Source organism: Methylobacterium adhaesivum, from assembly GCF_022179065.1.
Lineage (GTDB): Bacteria > Pseudomonadota > Alphaproteobacteria > Rhizobiales > Beijerinckiaceae > Methylobacterium > Methylobacterium adhaesivum.
Genome location: NZ_BPQD01000052.1, coordinates 19,272 through 35,098, shown reverse-complemented (window position 1 = coordinate 35,098; position 15,827 = coordinate 19,272). Strand labels below are relative to the sequence as shown.

At 67.8% G+C, this 15,827-nt stretch carries 17 protein-coding genes and 1 riboswitch; of the genes, 11 read left to right on the top strand and 6 right to left on the bottom strand.

Annotated elements, in window-relative coordinates; genetic code table 11:
• The first annotated feature begins 212 nt into the window (after positions 1–212).
• Positions 213–1,106 carry a LolA family protein gene (locus tag MFF01_RS21830; protein ID WP_238228545.1) on the top strand — a complete coding sequence of 298 codons (894 nt, stop codon included), beginning with the start codon at positions 213–215 and terminating at the stop codon, positions 1,104–1,106.
• 103 nt (positions 1,107–1,209) lie between these two features.
• On the opposite strand, the gene MFF01_RS21825 is transcribed toward MFF01_RS21830, so the two are convergent.
• Positions 1,210–1,896, bottom strand: a complete 687-nt coding sequence (locus MFF01_RS21825) for a glycosyltransferase (protein ID WP_238228543.1) — start codon at positions 1,894–1,896, stop codon at positions 1,210–1,212.
• A 97-nt stretch (positions 1,897–1,993) separates the two neighbouring features.
• Positions 1,994–2,719: a lysophospholipid acyltransferase family protein gene (locus MFF01_RS21820; RefSeq protein WP_238228541.1), complete on the bottom strand. Its 726-nt coding sequence runs from the start codon at positions 2,717–2,719 to the stop codon at positions 1,994–1,996.
• A 167-nt stretch (positions 2,720–2,886) separates the two neighbouring features.
• Between MFF01_RS21820 and MFF01_RS21815 the strand changes: the two genes are divergently transcribed.
• Complete coding sequence (locus tag MFF01_RS21815) at positions 2,887–3,696, top strand: exodeoxyribonuclease III (protein WP_238228539.1); 810 nt, start codon at positions 2,887–2,889, stop codon at positions 3,694–3,696.
• A 302-nt stretch (positions 3,697–3,998) separates the two neighbouring features.
• A riboswitch (SAM-I-IV-variant riboswitch) is annotated at positions 3,999–4,109 on the top strand.
• A gap of 55 nt (positions 4,110–4,164) precedes the next feature.
• Positions 4,165–5,226 carry a threonine aldolase family protein gene (locus MFF01_RS21810; protein ID WP_238228537.1) on the top strand — a complete coding sequence of 354 codons (1,062 nt, stop codon included), beginning with the start codon at positions 4,165–4,167 and terminating at the stop codon, positions 5,224–5,226.
• 167 nt (positions 5,227–5,393) lie between these two features.
• Here the strand turns inward: MFF01_RS21810 and MFF01_RS21805 are convergent, their stop codons facing one another.
• A complete protein-coding gene (locus MFF01_RS21805; protein ID WP_238228535.1) occupies positions 5,394–5,594 on the bottom strand; it encodes a hypothetical protein in 201 nt (66 codons plus the stop codon).
• Between the two features lie 406 nt (positions 5,595–6,000).
• Here MFF01_RS21805 and rpsO point away from each other — a divergent pair, with 406 nt between their 5' ends.
• The 5 genes from rpsO (at position 6,001) to MFF01_RS21780 (ending at position 11,522) form a co-directional block, all read left to right on the top strand.
• Positions 6,001–6,270: a 30S ribosomal protein S15 gene (gene rpsO, locus MFF01_RS21800; protein ID WP_238228533.1), complete on the top strand. Its 270-nt coding sequence runs from the start codon at positions 6,001–6,003 to the stop codon at positions 6,268–6,270.
• A 215-nt stretch (positions 6,271–6,485) separates the two neighbouring features.
• Positions 6,486–8,657, top strand: coding sequence for a polyribonucleotide nucleotidyltransferase (gene pnp, locus MFF01_RS21795; protein ID WP_238228531.1), 2,172 nt, complete (start codon positions 6,486–6,488; stop codon positions 8,655–8,657).
• An 820-nt stretch (positions 8,658–9,477) separates the two neighbouring features.
• Positions 9,478–9,864, top strand: coding sequence for a hypothetical protein (locus MFF01_RS21790; protein ID WP_238228529.1), 387 nt, complete (start codon positions 9,478–9,480; stop codon positions 9,862–9,864).
• Positions 9,865–9,870: 6 nt separating this feature from the next.
• Positions 9,871–11,193: a GGDEF domain-containing protein gene (locus MFF01_RS21785; RefSeq protein WP_238228551.1), complete on the top strand. Its 1,323-nt coding sequence runs from the start codon at positions 9,871–9,873 to the stop codon at positions 11,191–11,193.
• A gap of 107 nt (positions 11,194–11,300) precedes the next feature.
• Positions 11,301–11,522: a YgaP family membrane protein gene (locus MFF01_RS21780; protein ID WP_238228527.1), complete on the top strand. Its 222-nt coding sequence runs from the start codon at positions 11,301–11,303 to the stop codon at positions 11,520–11,522.
• 51 nt (positions 11,523–11,573) lie between these two features.
• On the opposite strand, the gene MFF01_RS21775 is transcribed toward MFF01_RS21780, so the two are convergent.
• On the bottom strand, positions 11,574–11,840 hold the full coding sequence (locus MFF01_RS21775; protein ID WP_238228525.1) for a GlsB/YeaQ/YmgE family stress response membrane protein: 267 nt from the start codon (positions 11,838–11,840) through the stop codon (positions 11,574–11,576).
• 261 nt (positions 11,841–12,101) lie between these two features.
• Between MFF01_RS21775 and MFF01_RS21770 the strand changes: the two genes are divergently transcribed.
• Complete coding sequence (locus MFF01_RS21770; RefSeq protein WP_238228523.1) at positions 12,102–12,461, top strand: RidA family protein; 360 nt, start codon at positions 12,102–12,104, stop codon at positions 12,459–12,461.
• On the top strand, positions 12,458–13,594 hold the full coding sequence (locus MFF01_RS21765; RefSeq protein WP_373319840.1) for a polyamine ABC transporter substrate-binding protein: 1,137 nt from the start codon (positions 12,458–12,460) through the stop codon (positions 13,592–13,594). Before MFF01_RS21770 ends, MFF01_RS21765 begins: the two co-directional genes overlap by 4 nt.
• Positions 13,595–13,602: 8 nt before the next feature.
• Here MFF01_RS21765 and MFF01_RS21760 read toward each other — a convergent pair whose 3' ends face one another.
• Entirely contained in the window at positions 13,603–13,803 is a 201-nt protein-coding gene (locus MFF01_RS21760) for a hypothetical protein (protein WP_238228521.1), read from the bottom strand.
• 127 nt (positions 13,804–13,930) lie between these two features.
• Entirely contained in the window at positions 13,931–14,983 is a 1,053-nt protein-coding gene (locus tag MFF01_RS21755; protein WP_238228518.1) for a hydantoinase/oxoprolinase family protein, read from the bottom strand.
• A 28-nt stretch (positions 14,984–15,011) separates the two neighbouring features.
• Here MFF01_RS21755 and MFF01_RS21750 point away from each other — a divergent pair, with 28 nt between their 5' ends.
• Positions 15,012–15,695, top strand: coding sequence for a HisA/HisF-related TIM barrel protein (locus MFF01_RS21750; RefSeq protein ID WP_238228516.1), 684 nt, complete (start codon positions 15,012–15,014; stop codon positions 15,693–15,695).
• The last annotated feature ends 132 nt before the right edge of the window (positions 15,696–15,827 follow it).

The following is a 15,827-nucleotide window of genomic DNA, read 5'->3' as shown; positions in this document are numbered from 1 at the left end:
CGATCCGTGTCCGGGCCCCCCCCCTTCGGAGGGGGGCCCGGACACGGATCGTCGGACCCGTCGCATAATCGCCACAGGGGCGGCCTCTAAGAGCGCCTCGCAAAACGCCCGATCCCGCACCGTTCCCGTTCCGAGCACGGACGGTGCCGCCGGAGTTTCGTGAGAGCCATTAGCGGGCCGCCCCGCCCGAAACGCCTTCAGGAGATCGTCAGATGATCGGCCGCCGCCCTCGTCTCGCCGCCGGCCCGCTGCTCGTCCTGGCGGCCGCCCTCGCCGTCCCGGCCCCCGCCGCGGCCCAGGGCTCCTTCCTCGACGGCCTGTTCGGCCGCAAGGAAGAGCCCGCTCCGGCGCCCGCCGAATCGGAGGCCCCGCCGCCACCCGCCCCGGCGGCGAAGAAGCCCGTGCCGCAGTCCGCCAAACCGGCGAAGGAGACGTCCGCCAAGGCGGTCGGCGATCGGGGCGCCTCGCCCAAGGCCGCCACGAAGGCTCCGGACCCCGCTGCCAAGGTGGCGGCTGTCGGTGCTCCCCTGGCGCAGGAGGTCGATGCGTCTGCCGTGCTCACGCAGGCCAACGCCTACTTCAACGGCATCACCACGCTCACGGGCAATTTCATTCAGATCGGTGCCGATGGGCGGCGCATCGGCGGCAAGCTGACGCTGGCCAAGCCCGGCCGTTTGCGCTTCGACTACGACCAGCCCTCCCCCCTCGAAGTGGTGGCCGACGGGACGTCTGTGGCGGTGAAAGACCGTAAGCTCGGCACACAGGATCTGTACTTCATCTCCCAGACGCCGCTGAAATTCCTCCTGCGGGACAAGATCGACCTCGCCCGCGATCTCACGGTCTCGGACGTGTCGAACGACCCGGGCGGCGTGCGCATTTCCCTGGAGGACCGTTCGACGCTAGGCGGCACCTCGAAGATCCAGCTGTTCTTCGACGCCGAGGCGAAGACCCTGAGCCAGTGGCGCATCACCGACCCGCAGGGCTACCAGACCACGGTGCAGCTCTCGAACTTGCAGAAGGGCCGCAGCGTCGACGGCACGGCGTTCTTCATCAACTACGGTCGGACCGAGGATAAGGCCATGGAGAAGCAGATCCGGGCGCAGTGATCCAGCAGCCGTTTGATGGAAGCGGACGCCGGATCACGAAGCCCGCGTGGCACTTGAGCGAAGCTCAATTGCGCCAGCCCGAATGGACCGGCGAGATTTTGTCTCAATCCAAGAAAAAACGCTCGATAGACTGGCGTTCGCTCCAGTGGTTGCCGGGCTTTCGGTAGACATTGTACGCCGAAATTTCGAAGCCCGAATCCGAATTGTTTTTCATGAAGTGGGGGAATACCTCCTCTTCCAGGTGCGCCTTGATTCGGGGGCGAGGATGCACTTGGTCGAAAAATTCTTGCACGATCACGTAGGTCCCGGTCATGCCCCACAAGTTGTAGGGCACATACTCCGAGGTCGAATCCTCCCGTGACTTATGCTCGAGGACATTCTTGACGATTCGGTTGATGATCAAATCGAGCGGTGGCGCTGCCTTCCTCGCTGCAACGATTCCGTTCATCAAATCAAAATCGGTTTCCTTCTTCATCTCCCAGCCTTGACCGAAGACGATGACACTATAGGCGCTGAGCTTGTCGAGTGTCTCCAAGAGGCGGGCGGGAGCCGTCGGGCCGAAGTGGGCATCCATATACAAGCCCCCATAGCGACGGAGCAGAAAGAACCGTGCGATGTCGGATTTTGCGGCTGGAAGCCGAATGGATTTGAACACGTCGATAAAAGCTTCTGGGAGAAGCGGTATCACATCTTCGTCTGTGAAAACTCTGAACTCAGGGTACAGTTGCCTCCACGCAGGCGCACCGGGTGGATCCTTCAGATCTGGGTGCGTCCAATACATGAACAGCATACGTGAACCATGGATGCGTGTTGCTCAGCGCGCGTAGGGCTAGCGCAAATGACGCCATTCAACAACATGGCCGTCTGCTTGCTGTTCGATCTGATTTCTAGTGCGGTACTTTCGCCAGCCGCCACCGATCCAGCTCCGCGTCGATCGCCCCTTGTGTGCCCTCCATAAACGCCGCGCCCGATAGGCCCGGTGGCAGCGGCGGCAGGTAGCTCACCGTCACCGCCCCGGGATGGTGGCGCGAGCCGCCATGGGGCCAGAACAAGCCGGAATTCACCGCGACGGGCAGCACGGGCACCCCGAGCTTGGCGTAGAGCAGTTCGACGCCGCGCTTGAACTGCACCGGATCCGTGATCGCGTTGCGCGTGCCCTCGGGGAACATCAGCACCGAGCGCCCCTGGGCCAGGGCAGCCCGGCTCTCGTCGATCATGACGCGCAGGGCCTGGGTGCCGTTGGCCCGGTCGATGATGATCATGGGCGAGCGCCGCAGGAACCAGCCGACGATGGGAATCGCCACGAGTTCGCGCTTGGCCACGATGGCGACGTTGGGCACCAGGGTGAGAAAGGCCAGGGTCTCCCAGGCCGATTGGTGGTTGGCGACGATGAGGCAGGGTTCGGCCGGGATGCGGGCGCGCGTTTCCTCCACGTAGGTGAGGCGCACGATATGCGCCAACCCGAACAGAATGCCCCGCGACCACAGGCGCGTCGCCGCGCGGATCGGCCCCGTGGGCGAGCCCAGTGCCGCCAGCACCACCAGAGGGACGAGGAAGAGCGCGGTCCAGCCGGCCCAGTACAGGTTGAACAGCGTGGAGCGGATGCGCGACACGGTAACGACAGCCCTTGAATCGCGCGCCCGGCCCCGATCCCGACAGGGATCGCGAACGGACGCGGCATTTCCCACGGCGACGGCCGGGGCGGTTTCGGTCTAAGGCGAAGCCGCGCCGCCGCGCGCCCGATCCTTTATACGTTTTCCCGATCCAAGCGAGCCGATCGTTGCGCCTCACCGTCACCACCTGGAACATCAATTCGGTGCGGCTGCGCATCGATCTCGTCCTGCGCTTTCTTGCCGAGGCCCGGCCCGACGTCCTGTGCCTGCAGGAGACGAAGTGCCCCGACGACGCGTTTCCCCTCAAGGCCCTGCGGGGATCGGGCTACGAGAATGTCGTCTTCGCCGGGCAGAAGGGCTACAACGGCGTCGCGATCCTGTCGCGGTTCCCGCTTCTGTCCCGCGACTGCATGGCCTTCTGCGAGCGGGCGGATGCGCGCCACATCTCGGCCGTGCTGGGGCCGGAGGCGGGTCCGGCCGCCGGTCTCGTCCTGCACGATTTCTACGTGCCGGCCGGCGGCGACGTGCCCGACCGGGCGCTCAATCCGAAATTCGGGCACAAGCTCGACTTTCTCGGTGAGCTGCGCGCCTGGGGCGGGCGTCGGCCCTCCGGTCCGGCCATCCTCGTCGGCGATCTCAACGTCGCGCCCCTCGAGCACGATGTCTGGTCGCACAAGCAGCTCCTCGATGTGGTGAGCCATACGCCGATCGAGACGGAGGCCTTCGAGACCCTGCGGGGCGAGGCCGGGTGGGTCGATGCCGCCCGCCTGCTCGTGCCGGAGCCCGAGAAGATCTACACGTGGTGGAGCTACCGCTCGCCCGATTGGGCGGCGGCGAACAAGGGGCGGCGCCTCGACCATGCCTGGGTCTCGCCCGACCTCGCCGGCACCGTGCGCGACGTCACCGTGGCCCGGCACGTGCGCGGCTGGGAGCGCCCCTCCGACCACGCCCCCGTGACCCTGACCCTGGAACTCTGACCGGCGCGGGGCGGAACACGCACGGGGGCCGCCGCATTAGCTCTCCAAGATGCCGCCCCGGGGCGGCCAACCTGGAGTTTTCATGCGCAAGCTGCTCGTCGCCTTCCTCCTGCCGAAGCTCGTGTCCTATTTCCGTCGCCGCTATTCCGGTGCGCCGAGCCGTCGCTCGTACTGAGGGACCGGGTTTCTCGACTTCGGCGACGCCGAAACGACCAGAAGCGACGTGAAACGGGCCCTTTGGGGCCCGTTTTGCTGTGCGGTCCTCGCTCCTTTGCGACGGGAATCCCGGTCTGCTATCCTGCGAATCGCATCAAGAGTCGGGCCGACGCCTGACGCCAACCTGCTCCCGGGCAAGGTGGCACCCTCCGGATCGCGGAGGGGATGTGGCCGGACCGGCAACAAACGGGTTTCGCCACAGATCGTCGGTCCGTCTCCCGTGCAGCCCCGGATCGACAGGCGACCCCAGCGATGCTCTTCGAAGACCAGCACCCTACGCCCCAGCAATTCGCGAGCGACAATTACGCCGGCATCTGCCCCGAGGCCTGGGCGGCGACGCAGGCCGCCAATGCTGGCTCGATGTCGGCCTATGGCGAGGACCCGTGGACGGCACGCGCGGCGGACACCTTTCGAGCCCTGTTCGAGAAGCCCGACGCGCAGGTCTTCTTCGCCTTCAACGGCACCGCCGCCAACGCCCTGGCGCTCGCCTCCCTCTGCCAATCCTATCACAGCGTCATCTGCGCGGCCTCGGCCCATGTGGAGACCGATGAGTGCGGGGCGCCGGAGTTCTTCTCCAACGGCTCGAAGCTCCTCGTCGCCCCGACGGAGAACGGCAAACTCACCCCGGCGGCCGTGCGGGCGCTCGCCACCGGCCGCTCCGACATCCACTTCCCGAAGGTGCGGGCAGTGACGATCACCCAGCCGATGGAGACGGGGCAGGTCTACACGCTGGCTGAAATCCGCGCCCTCTCGGCCACCTGCCAGGACCTCGGCCTGCGCCTCCACATGGACGGGGCGCGCTTCGCCAACGCGTGCGCGGGTCTCGGCTGTGCACCGGCCGACATGACCTGGCGGGCGGGCGTCGATCTCCTGTGCTTCGGCGGCACCAAGAACGGCATGGCGGCGGGCGAAGCGATCCTGTTCTTCGATCCCGCCCTGGCGGAGGATTTCGGCTATCGCTGCAAGCAGGCGGGGCAGCTCGCTTCGAAGATGCGGTTCCTCTCCGCCCCTTGGGTCGGAATGCTGGAGGGGGGCGCCTGGCTCGCCCATGCCCGTCACGCCAATGCCTGCGCGCGGCGCCTCGCCGATGCCGTAGCCGACCTGCCCGATTGGTCGGCCCTGTTCCCCGTCGAGGCCAACGCGGTGTTCCTGGCCGCACCCGCCGAAGGACTGGAGGCCCTGCGGGCGAAGGGCTGGCGCTTCTACACCTTCATCGGCGGCGGCGCCCGGTTCATGTTCGCCTGGGATTCGGACCCGGACCGCATCGACGCCCTCGTGGCGGACATCCGGAGCCTGAGCCGCCGGGCGGCTTAGACCATTGTCTCGGAGATCGGATCCGGGGCGATGCTCTCAGCCCCTGTGTTCGCATCGTCTTTTTCCGAAAGCCGGACGCCACCTTTCGGAACGGGTGTCAGGCGTCGCCAACGAAGAAGGGCCAGCCGCACGGCTGGCCCTTCTCGTATCCGGGTCCGGACGACGGCTTACTCGGCCGCGCTCATCGCGGGGGTGAAGTGGCCACACCAATCGGCGGCGCCCACCACCGGCCACAGGCCGTGGCCCTTGGGCTCGGGCTGGCTCACCGGGGGGTTGAACCGGCACAGGCCTTCGTCGGCGGCGGCGGCCGCGCCGTTGACCTTGTGCTCGTCGAAGTACTTGCAGCTCTCACACTTGGCGTTCGCCATGACCGTGACTCCCCATTCTGATCCGGCAGTGATCCTGCCCGCAGTTGCGAATTAGAACAGATCCAATCTGGCAGTCAACGGCGTTGTCGCTCGGGGGTTCCGGTTTCACCAGATGCCGGTTCGAACGGCTGGTCCGTCCGCAGGGGCTACACGCCTCGCCTGGTGCACGGGACGGCGACGGGCGCGCATAAGGGCCGAGAGCCCCTCGACCCGGCGGGGGTGGCGCGGCCCCGGGTTTCGTGTATGGTCCGCGCGCTTCGACCCGTGTGAACGGGGCCGGGGCACAAGCTGCTTGTGGATTGACCGTGCTGGACGACATCCCGGCACCGGCCACTTCCTGGGCGTTCGCGAGATCCCGCATGGCCGGGGCTCGCCTGATCCGAAAACCCCACCGAAAGGGATAGCGATGTCGATCACGGCAGAGCGCAAGACCGCGCTCATCAAGGAATACGCGACGGGCGGCAAGGACACCGGGTCCCCCGAGGTCCAGGTGGCGATCCTCACCGAGCGGATCACCAACCTCACCAGCCACTTCAAGACCCACGGCAAGGACAACCACTCCCGCCGCGGCCTCCTGAAGATGGTCTCGCAGCGCCGCTCGCTGCTCGACTACGTCAAGGGCAAGGATGAGGCCCGCTACCGCGCCCTCATCGAGCGCCTCGGCATCCGCCGCTAAGCGGCGTCTCCCACGCGGTCCCGGGCCCGGCCCGGGGCCGCGTTTCCATAGATCGGGCTGCCGGAATGGGTCCGGCCTCCCGAACCCCGGGCGACTTGAAGGCGGCTCGTCGGGGACAGGATCGCGCGCGGTTTGCCGGCTCGTCGGGAACCGCGCGCCATCTTGCCCCTGGCGGCGCCGGGTTCGCCCGACCGCATGATGGCAAGGATCAAAGAATGTTCGACGTACAACGCGAAGAGCTGATGTGGGGCGACCGCAAGCTCGTCCTGGAGACGGGCAAGGTCGCCCGCCAAGCCGACGGCGCCGTGATGGCGACGTACGGCGAGACCTCGGTGCTCGCCACCGTCGTCTCGGGCAAGGAGCCCAAGGCCGGCATCGACTTCCTGCCGCTCACCGTGAATTACCAGGAGCGCGCCTACGCCGCCGGCCGCATCCCCGGCGGCTACTTCAAGCGCGAGGGCCGTCCCTCCGAGAAGGAGACCCTGGTCTCCCGTCTCATCGACCGTCCGATCCGTCCCCTCTTCGTCGACGGATGGCGCAACGACACCCAGGTGGTGGTCACCGTCCTGACCCACGACCTCGAGAACGATCCCGACATCCTCGCCATGGTGGCGGCGTCCGCGGCGCTGACGCTCTCGGGCGTGCCGTTCATGGGCCCCATCGGCGCCGCCCGCGTCGGCTACGCCAACGGCCAGTACACCCTGAACCCGCTGGTCGCCGACCTCGAGGCCTCGACCCTCGACCTCGTCGTCGCCGGCACCACCGACGCCGTGCTGATGGTCGAGTCCGAGGCCAAGGAACTCGGCGAGGAGGTCATGCTCGGCGCCGTGATGTTCGGCCACAAGCATTTCCAGCCGGTGATCGAGGCCATCGTGCGCCTCGCCGAGAAGGCCGCCAAGGAGCCCCGCAACTTCTCCGCGCCCGAGAACGGCGACGTCGAGGCCGCCGTGCTCGGCGTCTGTGAGGCGGAGCTGCGCGAGGCCTACAAGAACACGATCAAGCAGGAGCGTTACGCCGCCGTCGACGCCGTGAAGGCGAAGGTGATCGCGGCCCTGTGCCCGGCCGAGGGCGAGCAGAAGTTCAGCCCCGAGAAGGTCAAGGCCGCGTTCAAGGAAGCGCAGTCGAAGGTCGTGCGCTGGAACATCCTCGACACGGGCTCGCGCATCGACGGACGCGACGTCCGCACCGTGCGTCCCATCGAGTCCCAGGTCGGCGTGCTGCCGCGCGCCCACGGCTCGTCGCTGTTCACCCGCGGCGAGACCCAGGCGCTCGTGGTCGCGACGCTGGGCACCGGCGAGGACGAGCAGTTCATCGACGCGCTCGAAGGCACCTACAAGGAGACCTTCCTGCTGCACTACAACTTCCCTCCCTACTCGGTGGGCGAGACCGGCCGCATGGGTTCCCCGGGCCGTCGCGAGATCGGCCATGGCAAGCTCGCCTGGCGCGCCATCCACCCGATCCTGCCTCCGGCCCACGAGTTCCCGTACACGATCCGCGTCGTGTCCGAGATCACCGAGTCCAACGGCTCGTCCTCCATGGCGAGCGTCTGCGGCGCCTCGCTGTCGCTGATGGATGCGGGCGTGCCGCTCCGCCGTCCCGTGGCCGGCATCGCCATGGGCCTCATCCTCGAGGGTGAGCGCTACGCCGTGCTGTCCGACATCCTCGGCGACGAGGATCACTTGGGCGACATGGACTTCAAGGTGGCGGGCACGGAAGCCGGCATCACCTCGCTGCAGATGGACATCAAGATCGCCGGCATCACCGAGGAGATCATGAAGGTTGCCCTGCATCAGGCGCAGGAAGGCCGCGTCCACATCCTCGGCGAGATGGCGAAAGCCCTCACCGACGCCCGTCCCGAGCTCGGCGAGTACGCGCCCCGCATCGAAACCATGCAGATCCCCACCGACAAGATCCGTGAAGTGATCGGTACCGGCGGCAAGGTGATCCGCGAGATCGTCGAGAAGACCGGCGCTAAGATCAACATCGACGACACCGGCACGGTCAAGATCGCCTCGGCCGACGGCAAGGCCATCAAGGCGGCCTACAACTGGATCCGCTCCATCGTGGCGGAAGCCGAGCCGGGCATGATCTACGACGGCACCGTCGTGAAGACGATGGAGTTCGGCGCCTTCGTGAACTTCTTCGGCGCCAAGGACGGTCTCGTCCACATCTCGGAGCTCGCCGCCGCGCGGGTCGCCAAGGTGACGGACGTGGTCAAGGAAGGCCAGAAGGTGAAGGTGAAATTCCTCGGCCAGGACGACCGTGGCAAGATCCGCCTGTCCATGAAGGTGGTCGATCAGGAGACCGGTGAAGACCTCACCGAGAAGCTGAAGGCCGAGCGCAACGCCGAGCAGGACCGCGCCCGCGGCCCCCGCCAGGAGGCGTGATCCCGACACGTGACGCGCCCCGCGCGTCGCGGCCTCCGAGCCCCCCTGGGGCGTCGCGAGGGGTGAGACGGACAACTTCCGACAATCGAGGCGCGGCCCGTTCCGGGGCGCGCCTTTTTTATTGGCTGCCCCACCTCGTCGAGGGATCGCAATCGCTGGATGTAGTTTGATGACCTAAGAACTTCCAGGAGGTTTCACTTAGGATGTCCCTGAGCCCCACAGGCAATATCATGGTGAAGCAATGTGCGGCCCACGGTCGCCGGGCGACGCAACGGGATTTTGACTTTCCGCATGCGATAAGGGGCATATGTCGATCGCCCTTCATCTTCCCGTTGCCCGGCATGACCGGATCAAGCCTCGCGGAAGACGAGCAGGGCGTAAAAGTCTGCTTTTAAGCCTGATCACAATTTCGTTATCGGCAGGCTCCCACGCCAAGGAGGGCACTCCCGTCTGGGCAACCTACGACGCTCCCCCCTTCATGATTACCGGCGGAGCGGATCGGGATGCGGGTATCTTCGACCGGATCCGCCGCCTCTTGGACGACCGGCTCTTCGGTGCTCCCGGTATGACCCTCCGGGCACCGTTTCCTCGGGTCCTGACGTCCCTCAGGGATGGAGCCGCCCTCTGTTTCGTCGGTGGCGTGAAGACGCCGGATAGGGAGTCTTTCGCGGTGTTCTCCCTTCCCGTGGCAATGTTCTATCCCGTGCGGATCGTCGTGCACGCGTCCGAGCGTGAGCGCTTCGCCACAAGGACTCCTTTGTCTCTGTCGCGGTTGCTCGCGGATCGAACCCAGCGGACGAGCGTCCTGAGGAGTCGGTCCTTGGGAACTCGGATCGATGCCCTGCTGGCGCAGGCGGCCTCTCCTCACATCCATGCGGAGTTCGACGAGGCCTTCCGGATGCTTCTCGCCAAGAGATTGGATTACCTCGTGGAGTATCCGGCCATCTCCAGCTACGCGGCGAAGCGTTTGGGGCAAGCCGATGCCTTCGTGGCCCTGCCCTTCGCCGAGGCACCCGAACCGGTTTTCGCCCGCGTCATGTGCCCGAAGACGGAGTGGGGCCGCAGCCTCGTCGCGCGTATCGACGCGATCCTGCGGGTCGAACGCCCGACTTCGGCCTACCGGCAGATCGTCGAGGCCTGGGCCGACCCCAGCGACCTTCCGACGATCCGCCAAGTCTACGATCACGCGTTCCTCGAGAGCAGGTAGGTGCGTATGGATCTTCCCTCGCCCTCGGACCCGCAGCGCTTCGGCGGATCCCTCGCCGTGCGTCTGCTGCGCGTGATCTTCGGCTGCTATTTCGGCGTGGCGGTCCTGGTGACCGGCATCCAGATCCTGACCGAATACAGGAGCGCCCATCGCCGCCTGGAGGCGGACGTCCAGGCCATGGAGCGCACCTTCGGCCCGGGGTTGGCCGATGCTCTCTGGAGCTACAACACCGGCGTCCTCCACGGGATTCTCACCGGTATCGTGCAGATGCCCGTGGTGACGGGCGTCGAGGTCCGTGACGAGCATGGCCGGGTGATCGAGGGGATCGACGCGCCGGAAGCCCGCGTGCAGAGCGGCGGGTTCTTCGACCAGCCCTTCACGCGGGATTTCGTCCTCGTCCATATCGACGAGGCGAAGCGGCCCCACCCGGTCGGCCGCTGGACCGTCCGCTCCAACGACGGCATCGCCCTCGAGCAGGTGAAGGGCACCCTGATCGTCATTCTGGTCAACTCCGTCCTGAAGACACTGGCCCTATGGGCGATCTTCTGGGCGGTGGTGCACGCCATGGTGGGCCGACCCCTTGCGCAGATCGGCCGCTTCGTCGCGGGGCTCGACTCCGAGAATCTCGGGTCTCGTCCGTTGCTGCTGCGGGCACGTGGCGACCACGAACTCCACCTCCTGGCGCAGGCTTTCAACGCCATGGCGACCAAGCTGCGCGGCGCCTTCGACGACAATGCCGCGCTGCTGCAAGATCTGACGGAGGCCAATGCCACGCTTCAGGCCCGTGTCGAGGAGCGCACGCGCGCCCTCGAGCGCCTCGCCCGCACCGACCAACTCACCGGCCTCGGCAACCGCCGCGACCTCGACGAGGGCCTGGAGCGGGCCGTGGGTGCGACCGAGGCGGGGCGGCGGTTCAGCGTCGTTCTGGCGGATATCGATCATTTCAAGTCGATCAACGACCGCTATGGTCATGCGACGGGCGATGCCGTTCTCGTCGCCTGTGCCGACCTCCTGCGCGGAGCCTCTCCGGCCGGCGGGACGCTCGGACGCTGGGGCGGCGAGGAATTCATGCTGCTGTGTCCGGATACCGACGGCACGGCGGCCGGCCTCTTCGCCGAGGCGATGCGCCGGCGCATGGAGGAGACCATGCTACCGACGGTCGGGGCGCTGACCTGCTCGTTCGGCGTCGCCGAACTGCGCGCGGGCGACAGTGTCGATGCGCTCCTCGCCCGGGTCGATCTCGCCCTCTACGAGGCCAAGCGCGACGGCCGCAACCGGGTGGTGACGGCGGAGGGAGGCCCCTCGGCCGATCGCCGCACCGCCGCCTGAGGCCCGTCGTCTCGCGGGACATGCCGCCGGGTCGCGCGGAACGCCCGCCCTCACCCCGCGTTCGCCTCGCGACGCCTTTCCGGCACGTCGCAGGAGTCCGTTTCAGAATGTCCGACCCGATGATCCCCAGCCTCTTCGAGGGTGAGACCAACCTGACGACCACGGAGCGGGCCGTGTCCGTGGTGCTCGGCCTCGGCATCGCCGCCGCCGCCGCCCAGCCGCGCCCGAACAAGTTCCTCAGCCTCGCCGCCCTCGTCATCGGCGCCGGGCTCGCGATCCGGGGGGCCACGGGGCATTGCCCGGTCAAGCAGATCAGCCACACGGCCTGAACGAAAAAGGGGCGCCCGAGGGCGCCCCTGCTCCGGTGCGTGGCGCCGGAATCAGAAGGTGTTGGTGGTGCGGCGACCGGCGATGAAGCCGTAGATGGCGAGGACCACGACAGCACCGACGACGGCGCCGATGAAGCCCGCGCCCTGGTTCGGTCCGTACCAGCCCAGGGCCTGGCCGAGGAAGGTGGCGACGAAGGCGCCGACGATCCCGAGGATCGTCGTCATGATGAAGCCGGCCGGCTCGTTGTTCCCCGGCATGATGAACTTGGCAATGACACCGGCGACGAAGCCGATGATGATGGTCCAGATAATACCCATGGTTCGATCCTCGATACGCGCCGGTCCAGACTTGGCCGTTGAGTGATGATCAAACGCCGCACCGCAACACTGGTTGCGCCGAAGCTGGCGAGATTGTCGCAAGGATGTGATCCGGACGGGATGCCATCCGGGCACTGGCCGGATGTCGCCGCTCCGGTGGGACTCCCGGGCGCATCGCCCCTTTACGGTCGCCCCCACCGCGCGGCACAACGCCAGCCCACGGCCCGTGATGGACGGGTCGCAACAGGCAACGCGTTTCCCATGACGATCCAACGTTTCGAATCCGGCCCGCGCATGAGCCAGGCCGTCACCCATGGCGACATGGTCTACCTCGCCGGCCAAGTGGCCGGGACCACCGTGGGCGCAGGCGTCACGGCGCAGACGCAGGAGATCCTCGCCAACATCGACCGTCTCCTCGCGGCGGCCGGCAGCGACAAGACCCGCATCCTCACGGCCACGATCTATCTGGCCGACATCGCTACCTTCGCCGAGATGAACGCGGCCTGGGACGCTTGGGTGTCGCGCGAGAATCCCCCCGCCCGCGCCACCGTCGAAGCTCGCCTCGCCGGCCCCGAATACCTCGTCGAGATCGTGATCGTCGCCGTCAAGGCCGCCGCGTGAGCCGCGCGCGCACCCGTCATGCCTTCGCCGCCGCGGCTCTCCTGGCCCTGGCGTTTGGCTGGGGCGGTGCTGCGCGCGCGCAAGCGCCCCCCCGGCCGTCTACGCCGGAACGCGTGGTCAGCCTCTACAACTGGGCCGACTACATCGACCCGAAGATGCTCGACGCCTTCACGCGCGAGACGGGCATCAAGGTGGTGTACGACACGTACGACAACAACGAGATCCTGGAAACGAAGCTTCTGGCCGGGCGCTCGGGCTACGATGTCGTAGTGCCGTCGGGGCCGTTCCTGCAGCGTCTGATCCGGGCCGGGGTATTCCAGCCCCTCGACAAGGCGAAGATCCCGAACCTCGTCCATGCCTGGCCCGAGATTGCCGGCCGGCTCGCGATCTACGATCCGGGCAACGCCTACGCCGTCGATTACACCTGGGGCACCACGGGCATCGGGGTGAATCTCGGCCTCGTGCGCGAGCGCCTGGGCGCGGCCCAGCCCCTCAACACCTGGACCCTCGTCCTCAACGCCGCCTTGCTGAACAAGCTCAAGGATTGCGGGGTCATGCTCCTCGATTCGCCCGAGGACCTGATCCCGAGCCTGCTGCCGGCCTATGGCCTGAAGCCCGACACAAGGCGCTGGGACGACATCAGCCAGGTCACCGACGCCCTGTTCAAGGGGCGCGGGGCCGTGCGGAAGTTCCACTCCTCGGCCTACATCGAGGGCCTGGCCAATGGCGACATCTGCCTCGCCGTCGGTTCCTCCGGCGACGTGATGCAGGCGAAGAAGCGGGCCGAGGAGGCCCGGAACGACGTCGAGGTCGCCTATTTCGTGCCCCGCGAAGGGGCGCTCATGTGGTTCGACGCCTTCGCGATCCCGAAGGACGCGCCCCACGCCGCCGAGGCCCACGCCTTCATCGACTATATGATGCGGCCCGAGGTGGCAGCGGCCAACACCAACTTCACGTCCTACGCCAGCGGCAACGCCGCCGCGAAGCGATTCGTGAAGGCGGAGATCCTCGCCAATCCGGGCCTCTATCCCGACGACGCGACGATGCAGCGGCTGTTCGTCAACCCCGCCTGGGACGAGCGGACCCAGCGCTTCGTCGCCCGGGTGTGGAGCCGGGTGCGCACGGGCCGCTGAGACCGGCCCTACGCTGCAGCGGGTGGCTCGGGGGCTTCCGGGCCGGACGGCGAGTTCAGGATATCCTCGAGTTCGTCCACCAGCCGGTCGATCTGGTCCGGGGTCGCCAGCACCTTGACGGTCAGGCCGTCCTGCGTCGCGAAGGCGAGTTCGATGTCTTCGCCCGAATGGGTGGCGAGGATGCGGGCGAGGCGATGGGCGGTGGTCATGAGGGTCGGCTCCTTGATGCGTGCTTAGAGCATGGTCCCGAAAGGTGGCCTCCGGCTTTCGGAAAAAGACGATGCGAAAACAAGGGTTTCTGAGCATCGTCCCGAATACGATCTTCGGGACGATGCTCTAGGCGGCGGCCAGAAGGGCGACGGCCACGGCCGGGCCGCAGGTGGAGGCCCAGTCGGCCCCCGTTCCGGGAAGGGCGTCGGTGATGAGGTCGGTAAGGGCGACGGCCGGACGACCGAGGCGCGCCGCGAGGCGTTCGGCGAGGAAGCGGCCGGCGCCGCAGACCACCAGGGGCGCGTCCGCGGGTAGATCGTCGCGCGAGAGCAGGAGAGCCGCCGCGTCGTGCAGGGGGCGCAGCTGCGCCTCCGCGAAATGGGCGGCCAGGGCCTGCCAATCGGCCGGCGTGCCCTCGCCGTGATCGCGGCCGACAAGGCGCGCGAGGCGGGTCTCGCTTTCGCGGAGGGATTTGCCCTTGCCGTCGGCACTGGATTGCTGGTCCGCCCCTTCGGGCAGATCACCGGTGAGGCGGTGAACGTCCGCCATGGTGGCGAAGGTCTCGGCCATCAGGCGTGTGCGGCGGCCCCGGAACGGGGCGTGGTCGGTGAGCGCGATGGGATGGGAGCGCACCACGCCGGTGTAGACGAGTTCGCCCGTCTCCAGGCGCTCGGCGTCGCTGTAGCCCGTGGCCGCCGGCGCGCCGCCGACGATGGGGATGAGGTCGGCGGTGGTGGACCCGATATCGACGAGGAGGGCGTGCGACCGGTGGCGCCCGGCGAGGGCCGCGGTGGCGTGCCAGTTCGCCGAGGCGATGTCGGCCGCGGTCGCCTGCGCCTGACCGGGCGCCACGAGTCCGGCCCGGCCGCCGTAGATGCGGACTGAACCGGCGAGCTTCGCCGCCGCCCAACCGGCGAGCTGCGCCACCCCGTCGGCGCGATCCGAGAAACAGTCGGTGAGTTCGCCCGTCATCGTGACGATGTGGTCGGCCGGGGCGTGTGCCCAGTCGGGCATTCCCGAGAAGGTGGCATCGAGAGCTGGCAGGCCGCGCCACAGGGGGCACGGGGCCTGAACCACGGCTTCGATCCGGCCATCCTGCACCAAGGCCGCCTTGACATGGACCCCCCCGAGATCCCAGCCGATCACCGGGACGTGCGTGGAGGCGGTTTCTGCTGTCACGGGGCGAGCCTGGAACGAGAGGGGCCGAATGGCGGACGGATTCGAGATCATCCCGGTGATCGACCTGCGCCACGGGCAGGTGGTGCGGGCGCGCGCCGGGGAACGCGCTTCCTATGCCCCGATCGTGACGCCCTTGGCAAAGGGATCGTCGCCCGGAGCGGTGGCGGAGGGGATGCTCAAGGCGGTGGGGGCCGGCACCCTCTACGTCGCCGACCTCGACGCGATCATGGACGGCGTGCCGCCCGACCGCGCGAGCCTCGCGGCCATCCGGGCCGCCTGCCCCGGGGTGCGCCTGTGGGTCGATGCCGGGTTCTGCGAGGCGGCCGGAGTCGAGGCGTTCCTGGCCACCGGATTCGGCCGGCCGGTGATCGGCAGCGAGAGCCAGCGGGATGCCGGCCTCGTGCGCGCTTTACGCGACCGGGCCGTGTTCTCCCTCGATACGCGGGGGGCGGAGCGCCTCGGCCCCACGATCCTGCACGACGAGCCGGCTCATTGGCCGCGCGACGTGATCGTGATGACCCTCGGCCGGGTCGGCGTCGGGGCCGGGCCGGACCTCGACCGGCTTCGCGCTCTCCGTACATCCAGCCCGGCGACGCGTCTCTACGCGGCGGGGGGCGTGCGCGGGCCGGCGGACATGGCGGCCCTGGCGGCGCTCGGCGTCGCCGGCGCCCTCGTGGCCTCGGCGATCCACGACGGCACTCTCGCCGGGTAATTCCGTGGGAGGCCATGATTCCAAAAAGAAAGGGGCGGCCGAAGCCGCCCCGTCCATAAAGTTCATCGTCCGAGGAAGATGGATGCCAGTCGCTGGATCAGGCCCCGCGGTGCGGGCGGAGGCTCGCTCTGC

Coding starts and splice junctions, on each gene's coding strand:
- MFF01_RS21830 (WP_238228545.1), top strand. CDS start 213: ATGATCGGCCGCCGCCCTCGTCTCGCCGCCGGCCCGCTGCTCGTCCTG.
- MFF01_RS21825 (WP_238228543.1), bottom strand. CDS start 1,896: ATGCTGTTCATGTATTGGACGCACCCAGATCTGAAGGATCCACCCGGT.
- MFF01_RS21810 (WP_238228537.1), top strand. CDS start 4,165: ATGCTCTTCGAAGACCAGCACCCTACGCCCCAGCAATTCGCGAGCGAC.
- MFF01_RS21805 (WP_238228535.1), bottom strand. CDS start 5,594: ATGGCGAACGCCAAGTGTGAGAGCTGCAAGTACTTCGACGAGCACAAG.
- rpsO (WP_238228533.1), top strand. CDS start 6,001: ATGTCGATCACGGCAGAGCGCAAGACCGCGCTCATCAAGGAATACGCG.
- pnp (WP_238228531.1), top strand. CDS start 6,486: ATGTTCGACGTACAACGCGAAGAGCTGATGTGGGGCGACCGCAAGCTC.
- MFF01_RS21785 (WP_238228551.1), top strand. CDS start 9,871: ATGGATCTTCCCTCGCCCTCGGACCCGCAGCGCTTCGGCGGATCCCTC.
- MFF01_RS21780 (WP_238228527.1), top strand. CDS start 11,301: ATGTCCGACCCGATGATCCCCAGCCTCTTCGAGGGTGAGACCAACCTG.
- MFF01_RS21775 (WP_238228525.1), bottom strand. CDS start 11,840: ATGGGTATTATCTGGACCATCATCATCGGCTTCGTCGCCGGTGTCATT.
- MFF01_RS21770 (WP_238228523.1), top strand. CDS start 12,102: ATGACGATCCAACGTTTCGAATCCGGCCCGCGCATGAGCCAGGCCGTC.
- MFF01_RS21760 (WP_238228521.1), bottom strand. CDS start 13,803: ATGACCACCGCCCATCGCCTCGCCCGCATCCTCGCCACCCATTCGGGC.
- MFF01_RS21750 (WP_238228516.1), top strand. CDS start 15,012: ATGGCGGACGGATTCGAGATCATCCCGGTGATCGACCTGCGCCACGGG.